10 protein-coding genes and 1 pseudogene are annotated in these 11,690 nt (G+C 39.1%); 9 read left to right on the forward strand and 2 right to left on the reverse strand.

What is annotated here, in order from left to right; genetic code table 11:
* Positions 1-390 precede the first annotated feature (390 nt).
* On the reverse strand, positions 391-1,614 hold the full coding sequence (locus BM102_RS07210; RefSeq protein ID WP_074790292.1) for an argininosuccinate synthase: 1,224 nt from the start codon (positions 1,612-1,614) through the stop codon (positions 391-393).
* A gap of 262 nt (positions 1,615-1,876) precedes the next feature.
* On the opposite strand from BM102_RS07210, the gene argC reads away from it, so the two are divergent.
* The 6 genes from argC to BM102_RS07240 all read left to right on the forward strand — a co-directional run bounded on the left by argC (position 1,877) and on the right by BM102_RS07240 (position 8,972).
* Positions 1,877-2,929 carry an N-acetyl-gamma-glutamyl-phosphate reductase gene (gene argC / locus BM102_RS07215; RefSeq protein WP_090480484.1) on the forward strand — a complete coding sequence of 351 codons (1,053 nt, stop codon included), beginning with the start codon at positions 1,877-1,879 and terminating at the stop codon, positions 2,927-2,929.
* Between the two features lie 18 nt (positions 2,930-2,947).
* Positions 2,948-3,448 (forward strand): GNAT family N-acetyltransferase, encoded by a 501-nt coding sequence (locus tag BM102_RS07220; protein WP_242839250.1) that lies wholly within the window; start codon positions 2,948-2,950, stop codon positions 3,446-3,448.
* Positions 3,449-3,460: 12 nt separating this feature from the next.
* Positions 3,461-4,684 carry a bifunctional glutamate N-acetyltransferase/amino-acid acetyltransferase ArgJ gene (gene argJ, locus BM102_RS07225; RefSeq protein WP_090480488.1) on the forward strand — a complete coding sequence of 408 codons (1,224 nt, stop codon included), beginning with the start codon at positions 3,461-3,463 and terminating at the stop codon, positions 4,682-4,684.
* A 21-nt stretch (positions 4,685-4,705) separates the two neighbouring features.
* Positions 4,706-5,602, forward strand: coding sequence for an acetylglutamate kinase (argB, locus tag BM102_RS07230; RefSeq protein WP_033153932.1), 897 nt, complete (start codon positions 4,706-4,708; stop codon positions 5,600-5,602).
* Positions 5,595-6,794 carry an aspartate aminotransferase family protein gene (locus tag BM102_RS07235; protein ID WP_044934020.1) on the forward strand — a complete coding sequence of 400 codons (1,200 nt, stop codon included), beginning with the start codon at positions 5,595-5,597 and terminating at the stop codon, positions 6,792-6,794. The genes argB and BM102_RS07235 overlap by 8 nt, the downstream gene beginning before the upstream one ends.
* A 72-nt stretch (positions 6,795-6,866) precedes the next feature.
* Positions 6,867-8,972, forward strand: a complete 2,106-nt coding sequence (locus BM102_RS07240; RefSeq protein ID WP_090480490.1) for a glycoside hydrolase family 36 protein — start codon at positions 6,867-6,869, stop codon at positions 8,970-8,972.
* 7 nt (positions 8,973-8,979) lie between these two features.
* Here the strand turns inward: BM102_RS07240 and BM102_RS07245 are convergent, their stop codons facing one another.
* A complete protein-coding gene (locus BM102_RS07245; RefSeq protein ID WP_177194931.1) occupies positions 8,980-9,492 on the reverse strand; it encodes a SprT-like domain-containing protein in 513 nt (170 codons plus the stop codon).
* A gap of 234 nt (positions 9,493-9,726) precedes the next feature.
* Here BM102_RS07245 and BM102_RS07250 point away from each other — a divergent pair.
* The 3 genes and pseudogenes from BM102_RS07250 to BM102_RS07260 form a co-directional block, all read left to right on the forward strand.
* A pseudogene (locus BM102_RS07250) lies at positions 9,727-10,269 on the forward strand (DNA/RNA non-specific endonuclease); the annotation flags it as partial.
* Between the two features lie 123 nt (positions 10,270-10,392).
* Positions 10,393-10,965 (forward strand): ComEA family DNA-binding protein, encoded by a 573-nt coding sequence (locus BM102_RS07255; RefSeq protein ID WP_074790306.1) that lies wholly within the window; start codon positions 10,393-10,395, stop codon positions 10,963-10,965.
* A 21-nt stretch (positions 10,966-10,986) separates the two neighbouring features.
* Entirely contained in the window at positions 10,987-11,685 is a 699-nt protein-coding gene (locus BM102_RS07260) for a response regulator transcription factor (protein ID WP_033153935.1), read from the forward strand.
* Positions 11,686-11,690: the final 5 nt, after the last annotated feature.

Consider the following 11,690-nt stretch of genomic DNA (forward strand, 5'->3'; position numbering starts at 1 on the left):
TTACTTTTGCTACTCCGTTTACTAAGAAAAATTAAAAAAGAGATATTTGTATGTATTGGCACCGTGGCACATTCAACATCGTGTTTCAAGTGACCACTGCTGCCGCCGTCCTAGCGGCAGCTGCCAATTCATATCAAATATCTCTTTTTATTTTTCTAAGTTCACTCCAAAGCAAATAGTAATAAATACAAAGCTAGTTTAAGACTGATGATTACTAAGTGTAGTGTTTGTCCGTCTCCACCCATACCTTACCGATAGAATTGTAAAACTTTGTAAGAACACCTACTAATAAATATGGGCGACTACACATTTAGATAATCATAAATCTGCGACGTACCCTGGCTCCCTGGGGCTCTGGGCCCCGTTGGGGTGGCCTGGGGTACCTATGTTTTACTTAGTCTTTTGGTTTTCGGCAAGCTTCATGGCGCGGACCTTGAGTGGGAGGCCCCAAAGTGTGATGAAGCCTTCGGCGTCGTGGTGATCGTAAAGGTCGCCAGTTGTGAAGGATGCAAGTGACTCTGAGTAGAGTGAGTATGGTGAAGTTGAGCCGGCCTTGATGATGTTTCCTTTGTAGAGCTTGAACTTAACTTCGCCTGTAACGTATTCCTGTGTAGACTTTACGAATGCCTGGATGGCGTCGCAAAGTGGTGTGAACCATTTGCCTTCGTAGCAAACCTGTGCAAGCTTGGCACCCATTTCTTTTTTCATTTCCATTGTCGCGCGGTCGAGACAAAGCTCTTCAAGCTGAGCGTGTGCCTCCATGAGGATAGTGCCGCCTGGTGTCTCGTAAACGCCACGAGACTTCATACCTACAACACGGTTTTCTACTATATCTACAATACCAACCCCGTTTCTACCACCAATTTCATTTAATTCCTTGATGATATCTGATACCTTCATTTTCTTTCCATTAACTGATGTTGGAACACCCTTTTCAAATGTCATTGTGACATATTCTGGCTTGTCTGGAGCCTTCTCAGGTGGAGTAGTGAGCATGAGTAAGTGCTCGTAGTTTGGCTCCTGAGATGGATCTTCAAGCTCAAGTCCTTCGTGGCTGATGTGCCAGAGGTTTCTGTCACGGCTGTAAGACTGATCTGTTGAGAATGGAAGATTAATGCCGTGAGCTTTACAGTAGTCGATTTCGTCCTGACGAGACTGAAGCTTCCATTTGTCACTTCTCCATGGAGCAATTACCTTGATGTCTGGAGCAAGGGCTTTGATTCCAAGCTCGAAACGAATCTGATCGTTACCTTTTCCTGTAGCACCATGGCAGATTGCAACAGCACCTTCTTTTCTGGCGATTTCAACAAGCTTTGCAGCAATACCTGGACGAGCCATAGCGGTTCCAAGTAAGTATTTGTTTTCGTAAATAGCGCCTGCCTGTACACAAGGTACGATGTAGTTGTCGCAGAAATCGTCAACAATATCTTCTATATATAATTTAGAAGCGCCAGATGCTTTTGCTCTTTCTGAAAGGCCATCCAATTCCTCGCCCTGTCCGCAATCGATACAGCAGCAGATTACTTCGTATCCATAGTTTTCTTTAAGCCATGGAATGATAGCTGTGGTATCAAGACCACCTGAATATGCAAGTACAACTTTTTCCTGTGCCATAATGTATATCTCCTTTTGAATTTATTGTTCTATAGTCTGAAAATACTGTACTACAATAAAGTAATAAATTCAAGGGTTATTTATACATGAAAATAGCATAAAAATAAATTTAGTTAATTTTAACGTTGAAATACCGAAATATACAATGTATATTTATGCAATATTAATTCATATTTTTACGCTGCACCACTTTACTTCATGAAAGTAAAGTTATACAATGGATGCAGTTGTACAAAAATAAAAGAGAAGGAAATGCATAATTATGATTAAGGTAGGTATTATCGGTGCTACAGGATACGCTGGAGCAGAAATAGTAAGAATTCTATATAGTCATCCAGAGGCTGAAATAGTATGGTATGGCTCACGTTCATATGTGGATGAGAGATTTGCTTCTATATATAAGAACATGTTCACATTGGTAGATGATAAATGCTTAGATGACAATATACTTGAGCTTTCAAAGCAAGTAGATGTTATTTTTACAGCAACCCCTCAGGGATATTTAGCAGGTGTTCTTACAGAAGAAATTCTTAGCAATTGTAAAGTAATCGATTTATCTGCTGATTATCGTATTAAGGATGTTGCTACATATGAAAAGTGGTATGGCATTGAGCATAAGAGTCCTCAGTTTATTGATGAAGCAGTGTATGGTCTTTGTGAAATCAATAGAGATAAGGAAGTAGGAGCAAGACTTATTGCAAATCCTGGTTGCTACACAACATGCTCAATCCTTACAGCATATCCACTTGTTAAGGCTGGACTTGTTGATCCTTCTACTTTGATTGTTGATGCAAAGTCAGGAACCAGTGGTGCAGGACGTGGAGCAAAGCTTCCTAATCTTTATTGCGAAGTAAATGAAAGCATCAAGGCATATGGAGTTACATCACATCGCCACACACCTGAAATCGAAGAGCAGCTTGGTTATGCATGTGGGCAGGAGATTATGATTAATTTCACTCCACATCTGGTTCCTATGAATAGAGGCATTCTTGCTACAGAGTATGCAACACTTGTTAAAAAGGATGGAAAGCTTCCTACAAAAGAGCAGGTAATGAAGGCCTACCACGACATGTATGATGATGAATTCTTTGTGAGAGTTCTTGAGTATGGTGAGTGTCCTGAAACAAAGTGGGTTGAAGGAAGTAATTTTGTAGATGTTAGCTGCAAGATTGACGAAAGAACAGGCCGAATCGTTATGATGGGTGCTCTTGATAATCTTGTTAAGGGCGCTGCAGGGCAGGCTGTTCAGAACATGAATATTATTTTTGGTTTAGATGAAAAGATGGGACTTGATTTTGCACCAATGTTCCCATAGGTAATAGGGGTAGTAAGTATGGTTGTACAGGAAAATTTTAAGATTTCAATGGATTTAGGTGTATATACAGAGTATCAAATTCGCACCATGGAAGAGTCTGATTATGAAGAGGTTTATGAACTTTGGACAACAATTCATGGATTTGCAATGCGAAGCCTTGATGATTCAAAAGAGGGAATCTTAAAGTTCATAAAAAGGAATCCAAACACATCTGTAGTTGCGGTTGTTGATGGCAAAATAGTTGGTTCTATTCTTGCTGGACATGATGGTCGTCATGGAAGCTTTTATCATGTTTGTGTTCACGAGGATTATCGTAAACACGGTATAGGTAAAGCTATGGTTACATCTGCGATGGTTCGTCTGAAAAACGAAGGAATCAATAAGGTTCAGTTGGTTGCCTTTTCTGGAAATGAAATTGGAAATCATTTCTGGCATGCAGAGGGATGGAGAGAGCGCGAAGATTACAACACATACGATTTCGTTTTAAATGACGAGAATATAATCAAATTCAATAGTTAAGGAGTACATATAATGAAGATTATAGATGGTGGCATAACAGCGGCACAAGGTTTTGAGGCAGCAAGCACAGTAGCAGGGATTAAATATCAGGGACGTACTGACATGGCAATGGTTTATTCGAAGGTGCCATGTGTATCTGCTGGAACATTCACAACTAATGTGGTAAAGGCGGCATGTGTTCAGTGGGATATGAAAATTGTAAAATCTGACAAGCCAGTTCAGGCAGTTGTTATAAATTCAGGTATTGCAAATGCCTGTACAGGTCAGGAAGGCTTTAATGCTTGTGAAGCTACAGCAAGAGGTGTTCAGGAGGTTCTTGGTGTACCTTACGATACTGTAGCAGTGGCATCTACTGGTGTAATCGGAATGCAGCTTCCTGTTGATAAGCTTGTGGCTGGTGTGAAAGCTATGGCACCAAAGCTTGATGGAAGTGTAAATGCAGGAACAGAAGCATCAAAGGCAATCATGACTACTGATACTGTAAATAAGGAGATTGCTGTTTCATTTGAGATAGATGGTGTGGAAGTAAAGCTAGGCGGAATGAGCAAAGGCTCAGGAATGATTCATCCTAATATGTGTACAATGCTTGCTTTCCTTGGCACAGATCTTGATATTGAAAAGGAGCTTCTGCAGGAAGCAGTCAGCGATGTGGTTGCAGATAGCTTTAACATGATCACAGTTGATGGAGACACATCAACAAATGACACACTTATCTGCATGGCAAATGGTTTAGCTGGCAACAAGAAAATTACATCTAAAGATGAAAGCTATGAAGCTTTTAAAGAAGCACTTTCTTATGTATGTACTAGTCTTGCTAAAACAATGGCTGCTGATGGAGAGGGAGCAAGCAAGCTTTTCGAGGCTACTATCGTAAATGCCAAGTCGAAAGAAGATGCAAAGACATTGGCACGTGCGATAGTTGGTTCCAATCTTTCAAAAGCTGCAATCTTTGGATGCGATGCAAACTTTGGTCGTTTCCTTTGTGCAATGGGATATTCTGGAGCAGATTTTGACCAGAATGACGTGGAGCTTTTCTTCAAAAGTGCAAATGGAGAGTTAAAGGTTTTTGATAAGGGAACACCTATTGTATTCGACGAGGAAGAGGCCCTTAAAATCATGAAAGCTGATGCTGTTACAGTATTTGTAGATATGCATGAAGGTGAAGCAGAGGCTACAGCATGGGGCTGTGATTTGACCTATGATTACGTAAAGATTAATGCAGATTATCGCTCATAATAAAACTGGGAGGAAAACACAATGGACAAGAGCATGTTAGCGGTTATGGACAAAGCGGAAGTTTTAATAGAGGCGTTGCCATATATTCAGCGTTTTAATCGTAAGATTATTGTTGTTAAATATGGTGGAAGTGCCATGATTGATGAGGAGCTTAAAAAGCAGGTTATTCAGGATGTGACTTTGCTTAAGCTTGTAGGCTTCAAGCCAATCATCGTTCACGGTGGTGGCAAGGAAATCAGCCGTTGGGTTGAGAAGACAGGAATGGAGCCTGAATTTATTAACGGACTTCGTAAAACCGATGAAGCCACAATGGAAATAGCAGAGATGGTTTTAAACAAGGTTAATAAATCTCTTGTTCAGAATGTTCAGTCTCTTGGTGTTAATGCAGTTGGCGTATCTGGAAAAGATGGCGGACTATTAAAGGTTCAAAAGAAGCTTTCCGATGGCCAGGATATTGGCTTTGTAGGAGAAATTACAGAAGTAAATCCAAAGATTATTATGGATTTGCTTGAAAATGATTTCCTTCCAATCGTTTGCCCTATTGGAATGGATGAGAACTTTGTTACATATAATATTAATGCAGATGATGCTGCATGTGCTATCGCAAAAGCGGTAAACGCAGAGAAGCTTGCATTTCTTACAGATATCGAGGGAGTTTATAAGGATAAAGATGATCCAGATTCACTTATTTCCGAGCTTACAGTTGAGGAAGCAAAGGATTTAATTGGGGACGGATACATTGGTGGCGGAATGCTTCCAAAGCTTAACAATTGCATCGAAGCCATCGAACAGGGAGTTAGCCGTGTGCATATTTTGGATGGAAGAATAGCTCATTGCCTTCTTCTTGAAATCTTTACTAACAAGGGAATTGGAACAGCAATTATCGGAGATAAGGACACGAGGTACTACAATGAATAAAAAGGAATATATAGAGGCAGCGGATAACTGTTTATTACACGTATATAATAGATTTCCAGTTATATTTGACTATGGAAAAGGTGTGTATTTATATGATGAGTTAGACGAGAAATATTTGGATTTCGCATCTGGAATAGGGGTTATGGCTTTTGGATATGGTAATGAGGATTATGAGGCTGCACTTACAACTCAATTAAAACGTATTACTCATACATCAAACCTTTATTATCATGTACCTATGATAGAGGCAGCCCAAAAACTGACAAAGGCATCTGGAATGGACAAAGTATTTTTTACTAATTCAGGTGCAGAAGCAATAGAAGGTGCACTTAAGACTGCAAAGAAATACGCATATACGAAGAAGGGGCCAGGAGATTATGAAATCATTGCCATGGAGAATTCATTCCATGGTAGAACAGTTGGTTCACTTTCAGTAACTGGAACTGACCACTATAGAGAGCCTTTTTACCCTTTGATGGCTGGAGTTAAATTTGCAACATTTAATGACTTCGGTAGTGTCCTTGCAAATCTTAGTGATAAGACATGCGCCATTATAATGGAGACTGTTCAGGGAGAGGGCGGTCTATATCCAGCGGAGGAGACTTTCTTGAAGAAAGTGCGTGAGCTTTGCGATGAGGAAGATATTCTTTTGATTCTCGATGAAGTCCAGTGCGGTATGGGACGAACAGGAAGCATGTATGCGTTCCAACAGTATGGTATTAAGCCTGATGTTCTCACCACTGCAAAGGCACTTGGTAACGGTGTTCCAATTGGAGCATTTGCCGTTACAGACAAGGTGGCCCAGAGCTCTCTGGAGCCGGGAGATCATGGCACAACCTATGGTGGCAATCCACTTTGTACTGCAGCAGTTTCTCAAGTGTTTGATATGTTTGAGGATTATAAACTAATCGACCATGTAAAGGAGATTACACCTTATTTGGAGCAGGTTCTTGATAATCTTGTTAATAAATACGATTTTATTACAGAACGAAGAGGTATGGGCTTGATGCAGGGACTTGTGCTTACAATTCCAGTGAAGGAAGTTGTTAGTAAAGCATTGTTAGAGCAGCATTTGGTTGTACTTTCAGCAGGTGCTGATGTACTACGTTTGCTTCCACCACTTGTGATAAATGAACAGGACATCGATTTGTTCAAAGAGAAGATTGAAAAAGTATTTGAGCAATTTGTGTAAACAGAAGGCATCGTTTTCAGATATAATGAAAGCGGTGCTTTTTATATGCTTGTTTAAATTGGGGGAATAACTATGCAAAATATTTTAAACATTTATGTTTTGGGGGATATGAAGGCAACATATCTTATTGATGAAGATACAGCTAATGTAGAACTTGTTTTACTGCCAGCTGGAATCGAATATAAGGACATGGATTCCCAAAAAGAAAAACCATATATTGATTCTCTGGTTCAAATTAAGATTATGGGGGATACATATAATGGCGGTTACGCTCCTGGTGTTACGATGCGTCAAAGTCCTTCAGTAACTGGATTTGAATATAAAGAGCAAAGCGTAAAAATTGTAGATGATACAACGGAGATTAAAACTCTGTTGGAAGATGAAAGAGGTTACTTATTATGTCATCATCTTAAATATACAGAAGGTGAAAAGGTTATTAGAACATATTCTAGCTTCAAGAATAATAGTGACAAAGAAGTATCCTTGGAATCAATCTCAAGTTTTTCATTAGGCAAACTTTCTCCGTTGATGGATAAAGATGGTGCTGATACTTTAAAGCTTCATAGGATTCGCAGTGTTTGGAGCATGGAAGGAAGAAAGGAGACACTTTCTCTCGAAGATCTTCAACTGGAGCCTTCATGGGGAGGTCACGCTGTCAGATGTGAAAGATTCGGGTCTATCGGATCACTTCCAGTTAATAAGTTCTTCCCTATTATGGTGTTGGAAGATTCTAAGAACCAAATCTTTTGGGGTGCTCAACTTATGCACAATGCTTCATGGCAAATGGAGGTTTATAGAAGAGGGGATTACGTTCAAATTTCAGGCGGTATAGCAGATCGTGAGTATGGACATTGGTCTAAAAATATAAGGCCACAAGAAGAGTTTTATACTCCTGAAGCAATTATTTCTGTATGTCAGGATGAGGAGGAAGAAGTATATCGTCGTCTTACTTCGTCATTAAACAGTGTAGTGAATGAAGGACCGAAGTCAGAGCAGAGCTTGCCTGTGATGTTTAACGAATATTGCACCACATGGGGAAATCCAAGTCATGAAAACATATGCGAGATAGTTAATAAAATTAAAGACATGGGCTTCGAATATTTTGTAATTGATTGCGGTTGGTATAAGCAAGAGGGGATTCCATGGGATGTGTCTATGGGAGATTATGAGGTATCAAAGGAACTCTTTAAGGATGGCTTAGATAAGACTGTTCAGGTTATTAAAGATGCTGGAATGAAGCCGGGCATATGGTTCGAAATAGACAATGTGGGAGAAAAATCAAAAGCCTATAATGATACAGAACATTTGCTAAAGCGGGACGGATATCCATTAACAACTACTATGAGAAGGTTTTGGGATTTGCGTCAGGAATATGTGCAGGAATACCTAAGAGAAAAAGTAATTGGTACATTAAAACAGTATGGGTTTGAATACATGAAAATGGATTGCAATGATACTGTTGGAATCGGATGTGATGGGGCTGAATCCTTGGGAGAAGGTCTTCGCCAAAATCAAGAGTACTCTATTAAGTTCATCCAAAAAGTAAAAGAAGAAATACCTGGAATAATATTAGAAAACTGTGCTTCTGGCGGACATAAACTTGAACCATTGATGATGTCGCTTTGTAGCATGGCCTCATTTTCAGATGCCCATGAGTGCTCGGAAATTCCTATTATTGCGGCAAATCTTCACAGAGTGATTCTGCCAAGACAAAGCCAAATCTGGGCAGTTATAAGACAGGAAGATTCATTGAAGCGAATAGCCTATTCTATCGCAAATACGTTTTTAGGAAGAATGTGCCTATCAGGTGACGTGTGTTCATTGGACGAATTACAGTGGAAGGTGATAGATGAAGGTATTTCTTTTTATAAGAAAATCTCTCCAATAATCAAAGATGGAAAGACTTATTTTTATGGAGATAAGATAAGTAGCTATCGTCATCCAAAAGGCTGGCAGGCAATACTTAGAGAGAGTCTCGACGAGAAGAATGCTTATATTGTAATACATGGCTTTAATCAGGCAAAAGGTAAAAAAGTCCAACTTGATGTTAATAGTCATTATTACATTGCGGATTACTATTCATATCAGGATGAGCAGATTTCTCTAAAAAATGGTGCATTAGAATATAGGATTCCTGATGATATGTATGCTGTTTGTCTATATTTAGAGAAGAGATGAAAATGTACTAGCCTACAGTTTTTCTAGACCAAGCTGTAGCGCCACATCTGGCACATCCATAGTATCTGTAATATCTAGTGAATTTAGAGTCTCGCTTGCGGTAGATTGTGGCACCACAGTTGCCGCAGGTGAAGACATATTTTACATTCATTTCTTTACTTTCGTAGTTTTCAATGCCTTTCTCACTGCCTTCAGTAACGCGTTTTATGTTGTATCCATACACTTGGTTTACAACCTCTGCATAATATTTCCATTTTCCAGTATGACGCATACAGCCTTTGCAGGTATGAAGTAATTCATGAATTATAGTTTCCTTGCAGGCAGTTTCGGATATTCTATCATCTTCTAAAAGTCTGGCAGCTATTTCTATGGAGTAGCTACCATCTGGATTCAATTTACAAAGTCCCCAACGAGTTTTGGCTCTAGTGTTAATTTTCCAAGAAGAAATGTTTCCTAATTTGATTCCAAGATGAGTAACTTCATCTATGCACTTTTCTTTTAATGTTTCAAAATCCTTCAACGTTGTATATCCTTTGATTTTCATGTCAAGTCTGATATTGGAATTGTATCATATGTTATGATTAGATATAAGACAAGACAACAAGGAGCGACAAGAATGAAAAAGAAAAAACTATATATGTTTTTGATTGTATCAGTGTTATGCATAGCAGATTATTTGTACTATGGAACTAGCAATGCAGGTAATGATACAAATGATAAAGTTCAACTTGATGAAGATTATACTGATAGTCCTTATTCAGTTGTAAATGATAATGTCCCATATTTTTCAGAGGAAGATTTGACTCGTACTGATGCTTTTGAAACATATAGTGAACTGGATTCTTTAGGCAGATGCGGAGTGGCATATGCAAATATTTGTCAGGAACTTATGCCTACAGAAGAGAGAGGCGAAATAGGAAGTGTAAAACCTAGTGGATGGCATACTGTAAACTATCATGAATATGTAGATGGAAATTACCTATATAATAGATGCCATCTCATTGGATATCAGCTAAGTGGAGAAAATGCCAATGAGAAGAATCTTATTACAGGGACTAGATATCTAAATGTGGAGGGGATGCTTCCTTTTGAAAATGAGGTGGCTGAATATGTAGAAGAGACAGGTAATCATGTTTTGTATAGAGTCACACCTGTATTCGAAGGCGATAACTTGGTGGCTTCCGGTGTTCAGATGGAAGCCTACTCAGTGGAAGACCAGGGAGCCGGTGTCATGTTTAACGTATATTGTTACAATGTGCAACCGGGGATAACAATCGACTATGCTACTGGTGATAGTCAAATTATGTCAAAAATATTTTAATATTTCGATATTTTGTAAAACTATTGTAATATATGGAAAAATTAGCTACAATAAGCAGGACGATATTGGAGTCTCCTACAGAGAATTATAGGAGATTACATGAAGAGATTTTTATTTATTGCTTGTTGTAGCATTTTTTTATTTACAGGATGCGGTCAAGCATCATATTTTCAATCAACGGAGCTTGTGGATTCCACAGAAGAGACACCTAAAGAGGACGAGATGGTTGAGGAATTATTGCCGGAAACTATTTTTGTTCAGGTTGCAGGTGCTGTTGAAAATCCAGATGTATATGAATTACCAGTTGGCTCCAGAGTCTATGCAGCAATAGAAGCTGCAGGAGGTCTGTTAGATTCAGCAGATGATAGCGACATCAATCAGGCATCAGTGCTTGAGGACGGACAGAAGCTATACGTATATACGGTAGAAGAATCCGAAGCGTTAAAGCAAGAGATGATTGCTTCGTCACAGCAGGACGACGGACTTGTCAATATTAATACAGCCAGCGCCGCTGAGCTTCAGTCATTGCCTGGAATAGGGGAGGCTAAAGCAAAACAGATAGTATCCTACAGAGAGGCTAACGGAGATTTTTCTTCGGTAGAGGATATTAAAAATGTTTCAGGAATTGGCGATGGTATTTTCAACCAAATTAATTCACTTATCAAAATATAAAGAACAGTATAGAGGATTGTTATGGCTAAAAAAGTTTTAGTAGTTGATGATGAAAAACTAATCGTAAAGGGAATTAGATTTTCACTTGAGCAGGATGGCATGGAAGTGGATTGTGCATATGATGGGCAGGAGGCTCTTGATTTAGCTTCAGCCAATTCATACGATATGATTCTTCTTGATGTTATGCTTCCAAAGCTTGATGGATTTGAGGTATGCCAAAGCATTAGAGAGTTTTCTAATGTTCCTATTGTTATGCTTACTGCTAAGGGTGACGATATGGATAAGATTCTTGGCCTCGAATATGGTGCAGATGACTACATTACTAAGCCTTTTAACATCCTTGAAGTAAAAGCACGTATCAAAGCCATTATGAGAAGAGCAGCTTTGGGACAGCCTGTTGCTACTGATCATAAAGCTGAGGAAAATATCGTAGAAAATGGCGATTTAGTATTAGATAAGAGTAATCGCCGTCTTACAATTCTTGGTGTTGAATATAATCTTACTTCAAAGGAATTTGACATGCTTCTTTTGCTTGTCACAAATCCTAAGAAAGTATTTTCAAGAGAGGATTTGCTCCATACTATCTGGGGAGAGGACTATCCTGGTGATGAAAGAACAGTAGATGTTCATGTTAGACGTCTTAGAGAAAAGATAGAGCCAAATCCAAAGGAGCCAAAATACGTTCGCACAAAATGGGGCGTTGGCTATTATTATATGTAAAGTGG

It is taken from the genome of Pseudobutyrivibrio sp. JW11 (assembly GCF_900115355.1).
GTDB classification, from domain to species: Bacteria; Bacillota; Clostridia; order Lachnospirales; family Lachnospiraceae; genus Pseudobutyrivibrio; species Pseudobutyrivibrio ruminis.

Coding starts and splice junctions, on each gene's coding strand:
- BM102_RS07235 (WP_044934020.1), top strand. CDS start 5,595: ATGAATAAAAAGGAATATATAGAGGCAGCGGATAACTGTTTATTACAC.
- BM102_RS07260 (WP_033153935.1), top strand. CDS start 10,987: ATGGCTAAAAAAGTTTTAGTAGTTGATGATGAAAAACTAATCGTAAAG.
- BM102_RS07220 (WP_242839250.1), top strand. CDS start 2,948: ATGGTTGTACAGGAAAATTTTAAGATTTCAATGGATTTAGGTGTATAT.
- argB (WP_033153932.1), top strand. CDS start 4,706: ATGGACAAGAGCATGTTAGCGGTTATGGACAAAGCGGAAGTTTTAATA.
- BM102_RS07255 (WP_074790306.1), top strand. CDS start 10,393: ATGAAGAGATTTTTATTTATTGCTTGTTGTAGCATTTTTTTATTTACA.
- argC (WP_090480484.1), top strand. CDS start 1,877: ATGATTAAGGTAGGTATTATCGGTGCTACAGGATACGCTGGAGCAGAA.
- BM102_RS07240 (WP_090480490.1), top strand. CDS start 6,867: ATGCAAAATATTTTAAACATTTATGTTTTGGGGGATATGAAGGCAACA.
- BM102_RS07210 (WP_074790292.1), bottom strand. CDS start 1,614: ATGGCACAGGAAAAAGTTGTACTTGCATATTCAGGTGGTCTTGATACC.
- argJ (WP_090480488.1), top strand. CDS start 3,461: ATGAAGATTATAGATGGTGGCATAACAGCGGCACAAGGTTTTGAGGCA.